The sequence below is a fragment of the Halobellus rufus genome (genome assembly GCF_000739575.1).
Classification (GTDB): Archaea; Halobacteriota; Halobacteria; order Halobacteriales; family Haloferacaceae; genus Haloquadratum; species Haloquadratum rufum.
The window spans coordinates 64,635-78,863 of the sequence record NZ_BBJO01000014.1 but is presented as its reverse complement, the minus strand read 5'-3'; the positions used below and the strand labels follow the sequence as shown (position 1 = coordinate 78,863).

The 14,229-nt window shown below is 67.5% G+C and carries 14 protein-coding genes and 1 pseudogene; 4 read left to right on the top strand and 11 right to left on the bottom strand.

Annotation, left to right across the window (positions count from 1 at the left end; translation table 11 throughout):
• Positions 1-13 precede the first annotated feature (13 nt).
• Positions 14-550, bottom strand: coding sequence for a peptide-methionine (S)-S-oxide reductase MsrA (gene msrA, locus ACP99_RS07035; RefSeq protein WP_049985921.1), 537 nt, complete (start codon positions 548-550; stop codon positions 14-16).
• 223 nt (positions 551-773) lie between these two features.
• On the bottom strand, positions 774-1,259 hold the full coding sequence (locus ACP99_RS07030; RefSeq protein ID WP_049985920.1) for a dihydrofolate reductase: 486 nt from the start codon (positions 1,257-1,259) through the stop codon (positions 774-776).
• 109 nt (positions 1,260-1,368) lie between these two features.
• Between ACP99_RS07030 and ACP99_RS07025 the strand changes: the two genes are divergently transcribed.
• The 3 genes from ACP99_RS07025 (at position 1,369) to ACP99_RS07015 (ending at position 3,494) form a co-directional block, all read left to right on the top strand.
• Positions 1,369-1,698 carry a rhodanese-like domain-containing protein gene (locus ACP99_RS07025; RefSeq protein WP_049985919.1) on the top strand — a complete coding sequence of 110 codons (330 nt, stop codon included), beginning with the start codon at positions 1,369-1,371 and terminating at the stop codon, positions 1,696-1,698.
• 56 nt (positions 1,699-1,754) lie between these two features.
• On the top strand, positions 1,755-2,165 hold the full coding sequence (locus ACP99_RS07020; protein ID WP_049985918.1) for a desampylase: 411 nt from the start codon (positions 1,755-1,757) through the stop codon (positions 2,163-2,165).
• 90 nt (positions 2,166-2,255) lie between these two features.
• Positions 2,256-3,494, top strand: a complete 1,239-nt coding sequence (locus ACP99_RS07015) for an MFS transporter (RefSeq protein WP_049985917.1) — start codon at positions 2,256-2,258, stop codon at positions 3,492-3,494.
• 18 nt (positions 3,495-3,512) lie between these two features.
• Here the strand turns inward: ACP99_RS07015 and ACP99_RS07010 are convergent, their stop codons facing one another.
• The 3 genes from ACP99_RS07010 to ACP99_RS07000 form a co-directional block, all read right to left on the bottom strand.
• Positions 3,513-4,637 (bottom strand): MFS transporter, encoded by a 1,125-nt coding sequence (locus ACP99_RS07010; protein ID WP_049986182.1) that lies wholly within the window; start codon positions 4,635-4,637, stop codon positions 3,513-3,515.
• Positions 4,638-4,770: 133 nt separating this feature from the next.
• Positions 4,771-6,267, bottom strand: coding sequence for a TrkH family potassium uptake protein (locus ACP99_RS07005; RefSeq protein ID WP_049985916.1), 1,497 nt, complete (start codon positions 6,265-6,267; stop codon positions 4,771-4,773).
• 19 nt (positions 6,268-6,286) lie between these two features.
• The gene (locus tag ACP99_RS07000; protein ID WP_049985915.1) at positions 6,287-7,084 is read right to left on the bottom strand and encodes an SDR family oxidoreductase; all 798 of its coding nucleotides are present in this window, start codon (positions 7,082-7,084) and stop codon (positions 6,287-6,289) included.
• 163 nt (positions 7,085-7,247) lie between these two features.
• Here ACP99_RS07000 and ACP99_RS06995 point away from each other — a divergent pair, with 163 nt between their 5' ends.
• Positions 7,248-7,553 carry a cupin domain-containing protein gene (locus ACP99_RS06995; RefSeq protein ID WP_049986181.1) on the top strand — a complete coding sequence of 102 codons (306 nt, stop codon included), beginning with the start codon at positions 7,248-7,250 and terminating at the stop codon, positions 7,551-7,553.
• On the opposite strand, the gene ACP99_RS06990 is transcribed toward ACP99_RS06995, so the two are convergent.
• The 6 genes and pseudogenes from ACP99_RS06990 to ACP99_RS06965 form a co-directional block, all read right to left on the bottom strand.
• Positions 7,550-7,972, bottom strand: coding sequence for a thiol-disulfide oxidoreductase DCC family protein (locus tag ACP99_RS06990; RefSeq protein ID WP_049985914.1), 423 nt, complete (start codon positions 7,970-7,972; stop codon positions 7,550-7,552). The two genes, ACP99_RS06995 and ACP99_RS06990, sit on opposite strands and share 4 nt — an antisense overlap.
• Before the next feature lies 1 nt (position 7,973).
• Positions 7,974-8,672, bottom strand: a complete 699-nt coding sequence (locus ACP99_RS06985) for a YqjF family protein (protein ID WP_231554232.1) — start codon at positions 8,670-8,672, stop codon at positions 7,974-7,976.
• Positions 8,673-8,759: 87 nt separating this feature from the next.
• Positions 8,760-9,836 carry a copper-containing nitrite reductase gene (nirK, locus tag ACP99_RS06980; RefSeq protein WP_049985913.1) on the bottom strand — a complete coding sequence of 359 codons (1,077 nt, stop codon included), beginning with the start codon at positions 9,834-9,836 and terminating at the stop codon, positions 8,760-8,762.
• A 264-nt stretch (positions 9,837-10,100) separates the two neighbouring features.
• Complete coding sequence (locus ACP99_RS06975; RefSeq protein WP_049985912.1) at positions 10,101-10,460, bottom strand: hypothetical protein; 360 nt, start codon at positions 10,458-10,460, stop codon at positions 10,101-10,103.
• Positions 10,461-10,617: 157 nt separating this feature from the next.
• Positions 10,618-12,900, bottom strand: coding sequence for a nitric-oxide reductase large subunit (locus ACP99_RS06970; RefSeq protein ID WP_049985911.1), 2,283 nt, complete (start codon positions 12,898-12,900; stop codon positions 10,618-10,620).
• A gap of 166 nt (positions 12,901-13,066) precedes the next feature.
• Positions 13,067-14,217: pseudogene (locus ACP99_RS06965) on the bottom strand (multicopper oxidase domain-containing protein).
• Between the last annotated feature and the right edge of the window lie 12 nt (positions 14,218-14,229).

Here is a 14,229-nt window from a genome sequence, read left to right as displayed (position 1 = left end):
TCGCCCGCGTCGGTCACCCGGTGGTCCGCACCAGTTCCTCGAACCGCTCGCGGACCTTCTCGACCTTCGGCGCGGCGTGCATCCGGCAGTAGGCGTCTGATGGATTCTTCTCGAAGTAGTCCTGATGGTACTCCTCGGCGGGCCAGAACCGATCGAGCGGTTCGATCTCGGTGACGACCGCGTCGTCGTACTCCCCGTCGAGCGCGTCCACGTACGCCTCGACCTCTCGCCGCTGTTCGTCGTCGTGATAGAGGACGATCGAGCGGTACTGCGTCCCCACGTCCGGCCCCTGACGGTTCAACTGCGTCGGGTCGTGCGTCGCGAAGAACACCTCCAGTAAGTCGACGTACGAGATCAGGTCGGGGTCGAACTCGACTTGAACGACCTCGGCGTGGCCCGTCGATCCCGAGCAGACCTCTCGATAGGTCGGGTCCTCGGTCTCGCCGCCCGCGTACCCCGACGTGACCGACTCGACGCCCGACAACTCCTTCATCGCCGCCTCGGTACACCAGAAACACCCGCCGCCGAACGTCGCTGTTTCGAGGGTCATACCCGCGTTTGGACGCCGATTCGTATGTACCTGACGCGGAGACGTACGTTCATATACCAACCCGCGGCCAGTGCCCGCGTGCGCTGACGCTCGCCCCGCGTCGGAACGCGGTTGTTCGGCACGGCCGACGGGGGAACCGACGACGCGACTGCCTGCCGGCGAGGCGGTCCACGCGACCCGTACCGACTGTTCGCAACCTATCGAGTCACGTCTCGAAGCCGCGTTATACGGGTACGCCTCGCACCCACTCTTCGAGGGTGAAGCCCTCCCACGGTTCGGAGGACGCCAACCGCCACGCCGACTCGTCCCACTCGGGATAGCGGACGTCGCCCTCGTACGCGCCGGGGACGCGGCTCAGGATCATCCGATCGACGTGCGGCTGAAACAGCTCGTAGATCTTCGCGCCGCCGAGGACGTAGACCACGTCGGCACCGAGCGACTCGGCGATAGCGACCGCTTCCTCGACGCTCCCGGCGTGAAACGCCGTGTCGACGTCGAAGGTGCGTTCGGACCGACTGAGCACGATCTGGTGGCTGCCGGGGAGGTCCTCTCGCATCGATTCGAACGTCCGACGGCCGAGGACGACCGGCGCGTCGGCGACGCGCCGGCGGTACTGTCGCTTGTCCGCGGGAATGCTCTCCCAGGGGAGTTCGCCGTCGCGCCCGATCACGCCGTTTTCGGCGACCGCGGCGACTGAGACCAGTTCCATCGGCGTCGACTACGGTCGCGCGGTACTAAACTGCGGTCCTCCCGCGAGCTGGGATCCGGACGACTGCGCTCCGAAATGAGTTAGTGCCGTGAGTAACTACCCCACGGAAATGACCGTCGAAGAGATCACCCCCGAGGAAGTAAAACGGAAGCTCGACGCCGACGAGCGCGTCCAGATCATCGACATCCGCTCGCCCGTGGAGTTCGCGCAGGGACACATCCCCGGTGCCGAGAACGTGCCGATGCACGAGCTGCCGCGCCGCGTCGACGAGATCGACTGGGCGGACGACGTCGTCGTGGCGTGTCCGATCGGGCAGTCGTCGATCCAGGCGGCCCGACTCATCGAGAGCTACGAGTCGATCGGCGAGTCCGCGTCGGTCCGGAGTATGTCGGGCGGGTACCAGGCGTGGAGCTACGATCTCGAAACCGACGACGAGTGAGCGGCGACTGCGTCTGCGGCGGGAACGTTTAGGTCCTCGGGCGCGGACGCTTCACCGTGCTCTCGATCCGCCGAAGCGTCTACGACGCGATCGTCGACCGCGCCAAGGAAGGCGCTCCCGAGGAAGTCTGCGGCGTTCTCGCCGGGGAACACGGGGACGAGGAGAGCCTCGCGTCCGAATCGCACCCGATAGCGAACGTCGCGGATCGACCGCAGAGCCGCTACGAACTCGACCCCGAAGCGCTCCTCGAGCGGATCGACTTGATCGAGTCCCGCGGACTCGACGTCGTCGGATTCTATCACACACACCCGCGGGGACCGCCCCGGCCGAGCGCCGTCGACGCCGACCGTGCGACGTGGACCGGCTACTCGTACGTGATCTGCGCGGTCGACGGTCGTCCGTTCGTGGGGTCGTGGCGCTGGCGGGGCGAGCGGTTCGAGCAGGAAGTCGTCGCGATCGACGGATAGCGACCGGTCGGTGGGACGCGTACCGCCGTCGGTCCCTGTGCAGACCGATCGGTGGCTTCTAGAGACGGTAGCGAACACGTTCCGCTATTGATGAGTACCGGATCAGAAAGCGGCGGACAGAACGGACCTGATTCGTCTCGGAGAGACGGGACCGACTGGCGGACGGTCGGTCTCGTCGCCGGAGCGAGCCTGATGTCCGCGGGACTGGCCGCCTACGAGATCGTCCCCGCGAGCGTCACGCCGATCATCCAGGAGTCGCTGGGCGTCAGTTCGTCGGTCGCCGGCCTCCTCGTCAGCATCATGTTCGGCACGGCGGTCGTCGCGAGCCTCCCGGTTGGAGCGGTGTTGGACCGCACGGACACCCGACGAGCGATGGCCCTCGCCGTGCTGGCGCTGTTCGTCGCGGGCGTGTGGGGCTGGATCGCCGGTCGGCAGGGGAACTACTGGTCGGTGATCGCCTCGCGGGCCGTCGGCGGCGTCGCGTACGTCGTCGTCTGGAACGCCGGCATCGACATCGTCAGCCGCGCCGTGAGCGCCGAGCACCGCGCGACGGCCGTCGGCATCTTCACCGCGAGCGGCCCCGTCGGCTTCGCGATCGGTCAGGGGACGGGCCCGCTCATCGCGGCCCGGTTCGGCTGGCCGGCCATCTTCCTCGCGTTCACCGGCGTCGCGCTCCTCGGGCTGCTGGTCTTCCTACCGGCGAGCCGCGGCCTCGGTTCCGCCCGCAGCGACGCGCCCTCGGTGAGCGCCTTCGCGTCGGTCCTCGGGAACGGGACCGTCTGGCTCGTCGGCGCGCTCGGGTTCCTCAGTTACGCGCTGTATCTGTTCGTCAACAGTTGGGGCTCCACGTATCTGACCCGAGAAGTGGGGCTCTCACTCGCGGTGAGCGGCGGACTCGTGGCGATCTTTCCGGCCGTCGGCGTCCTCGCGCGGATCAGCAGCGGGCTCCTCTCCGACCGGGTGTTCGGCGGTCGCAGACAACCGGTCCTCGTCGGTTCGTTCGCCGTCGCCGCGCCGCTGGTGTTGGGGTTCACGCACCTGAGCTCGATCTGGCTGTTGATCGGCGCGCTGCTGCTTTCGGGCTTCGCGATCCAACTCACGCTCGGGCTCTCGTTCACGTACGTCCGCGAGGTCGTCGACCCCCACGTCGCGGCCACCGCGGTCGCGTTTCAGACCAGCGTCGGGCTGGCGGGCGCGTTCCTCTCGCCGATCGTCGGCGGCGCGATCGTCGACAGCGCGGGGTTCGATATCGCGTTCCTCTTCGTCGGGCTGCTCGCGGTTACGGGTCTCGTACTGGCGTGGCGCGCCCCGGAACCGGCGACGCTGTGAGCGGACCGAGAACCCGAGTCACTGGCTTTTGAACAGCAGCGCCGCCGCCGCCACGAGGCAGACGACGAACCCGCCGAAGGCGACGTCGTAGCTGACGTAGGTGGCCACGATCCCCACGTAGGCGGGGCCGAGCGCGTTCGCGCTCAGGAAGATCGCCCGCGCGGCTCCGAGGTCTGCACCCATCCCGTCGGCGGGCGCGCCGTCCAGGATGATCGCGTCGGCGAGCGGGAACCCCGTCTTATAGCCAAGCGCCAGTAGCGCGACCGCCGCCCAGATCGCGAGGTTCGAGGAGGCGGCGACGAGCGCGAGGAGCGAGGCCGCCGCGATCAACAGGCCGGAGACGGCGATCCCCCGGCGCGAGAACCGATCCCCGAGCGTGCCGGCGGTGGGTTTCACCGCGAAGCCGACGGCGAACACGATCGCGAACGTCAGTCCGGCCAGACTGTCGGAGAACCCCTTCGCCTGCGCGAGATACGCGGGTGCGAAGTTGATGAACCCGCCGACCATGAAGTAGAACAGCGAGAACGCGAGGATCGTCTCGCGCTGGCTGGCGCTCTGCACCAACCGGGCGACCGTGCTCCGGAGTTCCAGCGACCTGCTCCCGACCTCGTACGGTTCCCGCGTCACCGACGCGAAGACGACGGCGAGGACCGCGAGAGCGAGCGCGACCGGGAAGAACGGCGTCCGCCAGGTCGCGTACGTGAGCGCGAGCACCGCGATCCCCGACGAGACGAGGCCCCCGAGGTCGGTCCCGGCGGCGTAGATGCCGAGCGCCCGCCCCCGGTTCGTCGTGAATAGGTCCGAAAGCAGGGCGCGCGATGGGATCGCGAACAGGCCCTTTCCGACGCCCGTGATCGTCGCCGCGACGAGGAACATCGCCAGCCCCGTCGTCAGACCGAACAGCGCGAATCCAGCGACCAATATCGCGAGGCCGGGCACGATCAGCGTCGTTCGGTTCCACCGATCGGAGTACTCGCCGCTCGGGTACTGGACGAGCGCGTACGTTCCCTGGAAGACCGCGAGCGCGATGCCGGCGGTCGCCTCGGTGATGCCGAGGTCGACGATGATCGTCGGCAGCAGCGGCGAGAGGAGGTACCGACCGGTCTGCAGCAGGGCCCATCCCAGCGACACGGTCACGAGCATCCGCCTCGCGTACCGCGCCGTCTCGCTCGTCGACGTCGTCGAAGCCGTCACGTCTCTGGCTCGTCGACGGACGGTTACGTGCGTTCCGATTCGCGCCGAAAACGGGGTAGGGGGAACCGTGCGGCGTCGGACGCTAGGAGCGCCAGAACGAGGGCGTCAAGAGGACGAGCACCGGGATGATTTCGATTCGGCCCATCCACATCAGAAAGACCATCACGAGCTTCGTCGACGTCGGAAACGGCTCGTAGCTGGCGAGCGGTCCGGCGATTCCGAACGCGGGGCCGACGTTGAAGAACGTGGCCGCGACCGCGCTCATCGCCTCGAACTCGGTGACGGCGACCTGCACGCGCGAGGCGTCGACGACGACGAACACGGTGCCGAGGATGAAGAAGACGAGGCTCACCAGCGTGTACGCGTAGATGTCTCGGACCGTCTCCTCGTCGACGGCCCGCCCGCTCAGCCGGACCGGACGGATCGCGCTCGGCGTCGTCGCGACGAACAGGTCCCGACGGAACGCCTTCAGCACGACCAGCCAGCGGAGCGCCTTGATCGAGCAGGTCGTGCTGCCGGCCATCCCCCCGATGAACATCCCGACGAACAGCAGGTGCTTCGCCGCCGGCGACCAGAGGTCGAAGTCGACGCTCGCATAGCCCGTCGTCGTCACGATCGAGACGACCTGAAACAGCGAGTGCCGGAGCGTCTCCTCGGCGGTGAACACCGGTGATGCACTAGTGAGGAGCACTGCGGCGATGCCGACGGTGAACACGCCGAGAACCGTGAGGTAGAACCGGAACTCGTCGCTCTGACGAAGCCGCGAGAAGTCCCCCTGCAGGACGAAGTACAGCAGCATAAAGCTGGTCGCACCGAGCGCCATAAACGGGATCACCGCCCACTGGACCGCCGGGGAGAAGGCCGCGATGCTGTCCCCGCGGGGAGAGAACCCGCTCGTCGAGACCGCCGTGAAGGCGTGGGCCACGGCGTCGAAGACCGTCATCTCCGGGGCGAGTCCGACGAGGCGGAGCCCGACGAGGACGACGATCATCAGGCCCGTGAGGCCGACGTAGAGCTTCCAGAGGACCGCCGCCGTCTCGGAGATCCGCGGCGTCAGCTTGTTGAAGTCCTGCGTCTGCGTCTCCGTCTCCATCAGCTGTGCGCCCCCGACGGAGAGCTGTGAGAGCAGCGCGGTCGCGAGGACGAGAATCCCGAGACCGCCGAGCCACTGCAGCGTCGAGCGCCACAGGTGAATCGCCCGCGAGTGCGCCCCGAAGTCGACGATCACGGTCGCGCCGGTCGTCGTGATCCCGCTCATACTCTCGAAGAGCGCGTTGACCGGTGCGGCGAGTACGCCGTTGCCCGCGAGCAGGAAGGGCACCGTCCCGACGAGCGCGATGCTCAGCCACGTCAGCGCGACCATCAGGAACGCCTCTCTGGCCCGTAGCTCGCGCGTCTCCGGGAGCCGTTCGAGGCCAGCACCCACGGCGGCGGTGCCCGCCATCGGGATCAGGAACGGCAGCAGCGGGGTCCCGTCGTACAGGGCGACCGCGAGCGGCATCGAGAGCGGGACCCAGAGCCACTTGAGGATCGTCCCGACGAGGCCCACGCTGACGCGCCAGTCGACCCGGAGCGTCATCGGAACCCCGCCCCCGTGTTCATAGATTCGACGCGCTCTCGCCGCCGTCGATAGGGATCGCCGTGCCCGAGATGTACGCCGACTGCGGCGACGAGAGGAAGGCGACCGTCCGTCCCAACTCCATCGGGTCGCCGATCCGACCGACGGGGATCTCGCCGGCCCAATCCGCGAGCCCCGACTCGTAGGAGTCGTACGCTCCCGCCCGCACGCCCTGTTCGACGAGCGCCTCCACGCGGGGGGTCTCGTGCGTCCCCGGGAGAACCGCGTTCGCACGGATCTCCGGGGCGAGTTCCTTCGAGAGCGTCTTCTCCAGTCCGACGACGCCAGCCCGAACGGCGTTCGAGAGCACGAGGTCGTCGACGGCCTCCTTGACGCTCACCGACGCGATGGTGACCACGGTTCCGTGGTCGGACTCGCGGAGGTGCGGTTCGGCGGCCCTGACGGTCCGGACGACGCTCATCACGAGCCCGTCGAACGCCGCGTACCACTCCTCGTCCGTCGTTTCGAGGAAGGGTTTCGCCGGCGGTCCGCCCGCGGACGTGACGAGGTGGTCGAGGCCGCCGAACTCCTCGACGGTCCGCTCGACGAGCGACTCGCCCGCCTCGGCGTCGGTCAGGTCCGCCGCGTGGCCGACGACTCTCGCCTCGGCGGCCGCGTCCTCGCGGACCTCAGCGACGGCCGCTTCGAGGCGTTCCTCGTCTCGTCCATTGAGCACGACGTTCGCCCCCTCGGCAGCGAGCGCCCGCGCGGAGGCCTTCCCGAGGCCGCTGCTCGACGCGGTCACGAGCGCCGAGTCGCCCTCCAGGTGTAGGTCCATACCCGTCGATGTCGGGGCGGGAACAAAAGCGTTGACAGCGCGGGTGTGGGGCGTCACCGGGCTCGAACGGGGGTCGCCGACGAGTGGGGCGCGTCGTTCCGACGACCACGGTGCGAATATGTTCGTCGAGAGGGTTAGGACGCTGGCCGCGTTCGGTCCGACTATGGCTACCGTCGAATCCCTCTCGGCGCTCGAAGGCGACCCGCACGCAGCCGTCTTTCCGGGGGCGGAACCCAAGACCGTCCGGCTCTCGCTCGACGCCGACGAGCGGATCGCACCGCACACTCACCCCGGCAGGGACATCGTGTTCTACGTCGTCGACGGCGCGGTCGACCTCGACCTCGACGACGAGACGCACTCCTTGGACGTCGGCGACGTCGCTCGCTTCGCCGGGGAACGCGAGATCTCTCCGGTCGCGCGCGAACCCAGCACGGCGCTTCTCGTCCTCGCCCGACGCGCCGACGACTAATCGAGGAACCGGTGGCTGACGTCCTCGTCGGGGACCATACACTGATCTTTCCGTCCGAACCACTCGTAGCGGTTCTCGGCGACGAGGTCGTAGAGCCCGTCGCGTACGCCGCGCGGGACGGCCCACCCGACCGTGAGAAGCCGGTAGGGCCACCCGAGCAGCTCCGCGATCCGGATCGCCGCGTCTGATTTCGTGTACGCGCTGTCGCCATCCACGAGCACGACGGTTTCGAGGTCGTCGGCCGGGAGGTGGTGGCGCGCGAGGAGCGCGCGGCCGACCTCCGACTGCAGCGACGCGAACCGGAGCTGACCCTCTGGATCGCGCGGGATCAGGAAGCTCACGACGCCGTTGCAGAGGTTACAGACGCCGTCGAAGAGGACGACAGGGTGCTCAGAGGTATCGGGGTCGCTGTCGGCCATCTCACACCTCCTCGGCTGCCCGTTTGCTCCGCGAGGCGACGACGTCGAGCCCCGGGCTGTAGAAGTACACGGGCTCCTCCTCGGGTCGATCGAACCCGTCGGCCGACAGCAACGTGTCGGTCTCGACGCTCGCCTCGGCCGGGTACAGCGTCCACGGATGGTGGCTCACGTCGGTGTACCGGAGGTCGCCGGCGGGCGATTCGGTGTAGAACCGGTACCGCTCGACGAGGAACGCCGCGAGGGGGTCTGCGGGTGCCTCGAACGGTTCGCCGGTCGGTCCGTAGGTGGCCTCGTAGCGCGCGGGCCGCGCCCCGGGGTGACGGCGGCGACTGCTGAAGTCGACGCTGCCGTCCGCGCCGGTGAGCGAGATCCGCGCGTAGTAGTACGGCAGGTGCTGAAACAGCCGCGCGCCGACGACGCTCGCGACCCCTTGGGCGTCCAGACTGAAGAAGTAGACGCTGGGGACGCCGTCGCGGGTGACGTACGTTCGGACGTTGATCTCGGGGAGTCGAACGCCGAGGCGGTGAGGGAGTCCCTTCGGTCTGACGTCGACGTTCGTGAACGGGATCACGGAGAGCCACGCCGAGCCGTCGAACTGGTCTGGCTCCAACGCGGCCGGGAGGTGCGCGTCGAGCAGGTCCGGATCGACCGGCCAGTTCTCGAACAACAGGTGCCGCCAGCCCATCTCCAAGGGGACCATAGCGGCTCTCGGATCCTCGCGGAAAAGTACCTTTGCCTCGCTGCGGTCGGTCGGCGGGCAACGGCGGGTCGCAGCGCCCGAGACGGGTCAGGCGGGGTCGGCGTCGAAGATGTCCGGCCGCTCCTCGCCTTCCGCTCGGACGACCGCCATACAGCCCTTGCGCGCGACCCGCGACAGCGAGTGATCGACGAGTTTGAAGTCGCCAGGGACCGGCGAGTTCATCGTCGCGACCGTCGTGCTGCCCGGCGGGACGAGCCGCGTCTGGATGTGCGTCTGCGGCTCCGTGCTAAGCGATCCGTCGGGGTACAGCGTCTCCCAGACGCTCCCGATCGGGTGGAAGCTACTGGAGAGGTTCGGCCCGCCGTCGACGAAGAACACCCGGACGGTCTCGTCGGTCCCGGCGGTCACCGCGGGGCCGTACCCGTTCGGCGTCCAGGCGTACTTCTCGCCGTTCATCAGCACGTAGCAGGGCTCCTCGCTGCGCATCGAGTCCATATCGAACTTGTGGTGGCCCTCCTCGCCGGTCGGTTTGTCCGTGTAGAGCTCGTGCTGGCCGATGTAGATCTCGTGGTCGACCTCGGGCATCCCCTCCGGCGGTTCCACGAGGATGATGCCGAACATCCCCGCGCTGATGTGCATGTCCATGTTCGGGACGGCGCAGTGGTAGATGTACGCTCCGGGGTAGGTCGCCTTGAACCGGAGTTCGGCGGACTCGCCGGGCGCGGTCGTCGTCGCCTCCGCGCCGCCGCCGGGACCGGCGACCGCGTGGAAGTCCACGTTGTGCGGCAGCGAGTTCGACTCGTCGTTCTCGAACGTCAGGTTCACCGTGTCACCCTGTCGGACGCGGATGAACGGGCCGGGAACCTGCCCGTTGTAGGTCATGTAGGTGAACGTGACTCCGTCCTCGATCTCGGCGACCGCCTCCTCGGAGTGCAGCGTCACGTCGACCTCCGCGGGCGAGTCCCGATCGATCGGATCGGGAATGTCGGTCGGGTCGGCGGCGATCCTGTCGACGTCGACAGACTGCGCCGCGGCGGCCTCCGTCGGTTCTTGGGTCGCGGCCGCGTTGTTGGCTGTCGGTGCGGAGCTAACGCAGCCTGCGAGCGATGCGGCCCCTCCGAGGCCGAGTGCTTTCAACGTCCGTCGCCGGGTCGTAGCGAGCATTGTCCTTCATCCTCCAGTTGGACGAAGGCCCCCGAACCGGGTATAAGCGGGCGGCGATTATTTCGCACCTGTACACCGGACGAACATATTCAGGGTCGAACGTTTACTCAGACGCGCCTCTGCTGTACGAATCGGTTCGGGATAGTCAGAACGAGTACCGGTGCTGCAGCGGCGCTGTTCGAGCCGTCACCCACCGATAGCCTCGGGGACGCGCTGACGGCTCAGATCCCGAGGCGACGTCGATCCGGCGGTGATGACCCGGTCTCACGCGCCCGGGATACCGACGGCCTCGAAGCCGCCGAACCCGAGGACGGCGAGGACGTACAGGACCACGACCGTCGCGAGCCACGCGACCAGCGCGATCAGGACGGCTTTGAGCCACCCGCCGGGGTACCTGTAGTTTAGCACCGCGACGTAGGCGACGAGGACGAGAAGCGGTCCGAGAAGCGGGATCCAGCCGAAGAGGAGGCCGACGACGGCCCAGATTATCGCACCGAGCAACGCGGTCACGATGGCGTACGTGTAGTCGGATTCGCCCGTGACGATGCGCGCGCCGACGTAGATGCCGAGCCCGCCGACGAGGAGACTGACGACGAACACGATCGCGGAGTCGATGAGCGCCATACCGGATCTGCGTCGGACGGGCGTTTTGTTAACGCCACCGTACGCTCGGAAGGCCACATATGCACCAGTATGGACGAGTAGACGGCACACAGGAGGGGGGAGTTCGGGGGGTGGAACGCACAAAGATCACCCGGGCGAAACGGTTCGTCCGTCGGCGTCAGTCGTCGCTCAGGACGCCCTCCGCGACGGCCATATCCTCGACTGACGGGTCGTCCTCCGAGCGGCGGAGGACGAAGCGCTTTCTGAGGAGGTCAGCGGCGTAGATCGCGGTGCCGACGATGATCAGGGTGTCACCCGGGAGTCGCGCCCAGAAGAGGTTCTGGACGAGCGGCTGGTTGTAGAAGGCCAGACTTCGTCCCGCGGCGTACCCCTGCGTGAACACGGCTTCCAACTGGAGGAAGCCGACCGGCAGGACGGAGACGAACACCATCAGCGCGAGGCCGACGTTCCAGCACCAGAACGCCGCCCGGAGCCACGAGCCGTCCCAGCGCTCGGGATCGATCGAGAGCTGGAGCATGTACGTCACCATCCCGAGCGCGAGGAACCCGAACGCGCCGAACATCGCGGCGTGGGCGTGGCCGACGGTGAGGTAGGTCCCGTGCTCGTAGTAGTTGATCAGCGGGAGGTTGATGAAGAAGCCGAGGACGCCCGCGCCGACGAAGTTCCAGACGCCGCTGGCGACGATGAACAGGAACGGGAGCCGGTAGGGGAACTCGTCGACCGTCATCGCGCTGTACTGCCCCAGCGCCTCGTAGAGGATGAACACCAGCGGGATGAGTTCGAGCGTCGAGAACACGCTCCCGATGGGCACCCACATATCGGGCATCCCGACCCACCAGTAGTGGTGCGAGACGCCGATGACGCCGGTCCCCATCACGAGCAGCGCCTGCAGCATCACGGCCTTCTCGGCGCTGCGCCGCGAGAGTAGGTTCATCGAGACGAGCGTGAGCCCGATGATGGCGACGATGAAGAACTCGAAGGCCCCCTCGACCCACATGTGGACGACCCACCAGCGCCAGAACTCGGTGACTGCGATGTTCGTCGAGGGCGTGAAGAGGAACCCGGCGGTGAACAGCAGCGCGATCGATCCGCCGGCGTAGAGGATCATGTGCGCGAGCCCGTAGACCGGTTCGCGGTCCAAGAGCGGTTTCAGTCCACGGATCGCCAGCACGGCCCAGATGCCGAACCCGGCGAGGATGCCGAACTGCCAGATCTTCCCGACCTCGAGGTACTCGAGGCCCTCGTTGCCGAGGAGCCACCAGAGCTGATCGCCGAAGTAGCCGTTCGATCCGAGCCAGATCCCCGCGAGGCCGCCGACCACGACGACGACGATCGCGGCCAACAGGCCGTTGACGTAGGTCGACTGCCGCTTCGGCTCGTGTCCGGTCAGGAGCGGCGGGAGGTACAGCCCCGCGCCCAACCACGTCGCGGCGATCCAGAGGATCCCGAGGTCGATGTGCCAGGTCTTCGCGATGGAGAACGGGAGCAGTTGCAGGATGTGGACGCCGAAGATCTCCTCGACGCCGAAGAACCCGGCGCGTTCGATGTAGAAGTGCGCCAGTAAGCCGCCCAAGAGGACCTGCGCGAGGAACAGCCCGGCGGCGACCGGAACGAACCGGAGCGCGGCGCGCTGGCTCGGGAAGACGCTGACGTCTCCGGGCTGGGGAACCGAGAGGCCCGCCGCTTCGGGCTCTGGCAGTTCGACGGCTCGGTAGAGCCAGATCCCGGCACCCGCGCCGGCGACGAGCAGCACCATCGCGATGACGCTCCACGTCATCGCGGCAGGCGTGGCGTCGTTACCCGCTCCGGGCTGGTACGGCCAGTCGTTGGTGTAGGAGTGAGAGCTTCCCGGGCGGTCGGTGTGAGAGAACCACGCGGTCCACATCGCGAAGTCCGCGAACTGTCGGGCGTCTTCGGCGGACTCGATCGTGCCCGCGCCCACCCCTCGCTCGTGTGAGCCCTCGTGGTACCGCTGCACGTACTCCTCTCGAACCTGTTCGTGCGCGTACAGCTCCGCCTCGGAGTACTCGATCGCGCCGCCTTCGTAGGACTCCTCGAGGTCCTGCTTCACCACGTCCGCGATCGCGGCTCGACGTTCGGAGCTGAGGTCGGCGTACGCGCTGCCGTAGCGCTCCTGCGCGTAGTAATCGCGCATGTGTTGGACCTTCAACTCCAGGGCGTCGGCGGTGTAGTCGGCCCCGTAGTAGGCACCGTTACCGAGGATCGAGCCGTGGTTCATCAGCCCGTTCCGCTGGAACGTCCGCTTGCCGTCGCGGATCTCCTGACCGGTGACGACGACGTCGCCGTCGGGACCGACGACCTCCTCGGGGATCGGCGGCGCTTCCTGATAGGCGAACCACGCACCCGTGCCCATCACCACCAGGTTGAAGATGAACACGACGGCGATCACTTTCGCGATTGTCTTACGTCGTATCTGCATACGGGCGGTCGTAGACGCCACCCACAAAAGAGCGGTCCCGCCCGTTCCCGAAGCGGCTCAGTGCGGACGAATATGTTCGGCCGATCGAACGCGGCGAGAATCCGCGCCGATCGTGACGTCGGCGAAGGACGTTTGCCGACGTCGCATTCGTCGACCTCCGTCCCTTCTATCCCTCGTAGCCGGCGTACTCCATCAACTGCGCGAAGATGTCGGTGTCCATCGCGCTCTCGTAGACGACGCCGCCGAGCATCCCGCCGGGGTAGAAGCCGCCGTTCATCACGTGGTTCACCTTGTGACAGTGCAGCAGGTAGATACCCGGCTCGGCGTCGGCGGTGAACTCGATCGTGTGTCGTTCCGCGGGCGCGACGTTGGTGACGTCCATCTCGTGTTGGGCGGCCTCCGGAATCTGCCCGCCGTCCTTCTCGACCCGCTTGAACCGATGGTTTGGATGTGAAGCGGGTGGCTCATGTAGCCGTTGTTCGCGAAGTGGATCCGGACCTGATCGCCCTCGCTGACGATGATCGGTGACCCGTCCTCGGGGTGCAGCGTCCGCGGCGCGCTCTTGCCGTTGATGGTGAAGATGTCGGGGTTGCGGTTCCGGGGGTCGTAGCGCACGTCCTCGCCGGCCATCTGCCGCGGCAGTCGGGAGTCCCAGTCCTTGACGGTCATGAAGTACTCCCGGTCGGCGGGCTCGTAGCCCTCGGGGTCGACGCGGAAGATCCCGTACATCCCCATCTCGATGTGCCGGTGCGTCTGGTAGTGGCAGTGATACAGGTGCGTGCCGGGCACGTTCGCGGGGATCGTGTAGGTGTGTTTCTCTCCGGGGTCGACGCGGATCCCCGTCGTCGTGGGAACGCCGTCGTCGGCCCACGCCTTCCGGACGCCGTGGAAGTGCAGCGTGTGCGGCCGCATCCCCTCAGTGTTGTCCAGCGTGACCTCCATATCCTCGCCCTCGGTCGTTCGCAGGATCGGACCGGGGACGCTCGGGTCGCCGTCTTCCGTCTGGAACGCCCACACTTGGGGAATGTCGACCGGGCCGCCCATCGTTTCCAGCGGGTGCGCCGTGTGTCGCGCGGGGCGCGATTTCAGCGTCACCGACCCGCCCTGTTCGTCGACGTTGACGACCTCAGGGGGACTGGTCTCCGGGAGTGAGCTGTTCTGGGTCGCTGCGGCGGTTCCGTCGTCTCCCATCGCTGTTCGCGTCCGCTCGTTCGTCGGTGCCGTACAGCCAGCCGCGCCGATGAGTCCCGCGCTCCCGCTGGCAGCGAGGAACTCGCGACGAGACATCGTCGAACCGGGTGCACCGTAGGTGGTCATTACACGTTGGCC

Bases quoted from the DNA above. Each gene is read 5' to 3' on its own strand.
- msrA (WP_049985921.1), bottom strand. From the start codon at position 550: ATGACCCTCGAAACAGCGACGTTCGGCGGCGGGTGTTTCTGGTGTACC.
- ACP99_RS07030 (WP_049985920.1), bottom strand. From the start codon at position 1,259: ATGGAACTGGTCTCAGTCGCCGCGGTCGCCGAAAACGGCGTGATCGGG.
- ACP99_RS07025 (WP_049985919.1), top strand. From the start codon at position 1,369: ATGACCGTCGAAGAGATCACCCCCGAGGAAGTAAAACGGAAGCTCGAC.
- ACP99_RS07015 (WP_049985917.1), top strand. From the start codon at position 2,256: ATGAGTACCGGATCAGAAAGCGGCGGACAGAACGGACCTGATTCGTCT.
- ACP99_RS07010 (WP_049986182.1), bottom strand. From the start codon at position 4,637: ATGCTCGTGACCGTGTCGCTGGGATGGGCCCTGCTGCAGACCGGTCGG.
- ACP99_RS07005 (WP_049985916.1), bottom strand. From the start codon at position 6,267: ATGACGCTCCGGGTCGACTGGCGCGTCAGCGTGGGCCTCGTCGGGACG.
- ACP99_RS07000 (WP_049985915.1), bottom strand. From the start codon at position 7,084: ATGGACCTACACCTGGAGGGCGACTCGGCGCTCGTGACCGCGTCGAGC.
- ACP99_RS06995 (WP_049986181.1), top strand. From the start codon at position 7,248: ATGGCTACCGTCGAATCCCTCTCGGCGCTCGAAGGCGACCCGCACGCA.
- ACP99_RS06990 (WP_049985914.1), bottom strand. From the start codon at position 7,972: ATGGCCGACAGCGACCCCGATACCTCTGAGCACCCTGTCGTCCTCTTC.
- ACP99_RS06985 (WP_231554232.1), bottom strand. From the start codon at position 8,672: ATGGTCCCCTTGGAGATGGGCTGGCGGCACCTGTTGTTCGAGAACTGG.
- nirK (WP_049985913.1), bottom strand. From the start codon at position 9,836: ATGCTCGCTACGACCCGGCGACGGACGTTGAAAGCACTCGGCCTCGGA.
- ACP99_RS06975 (WP_049985912.1), bottom strand. From the start codon at position 10,460: ATGGCGCTCATCGACTCCGCGATCGTGTTCGTCGTCAGTCTCCTCGTC.
- ACP99_RS06970 (WP_049985911.1), bottom strand. From the start codon at position 12,900: ATGCAGATACGACGTAAGACAATCGCGAAAGTGATCGCCGTCGTGTTC.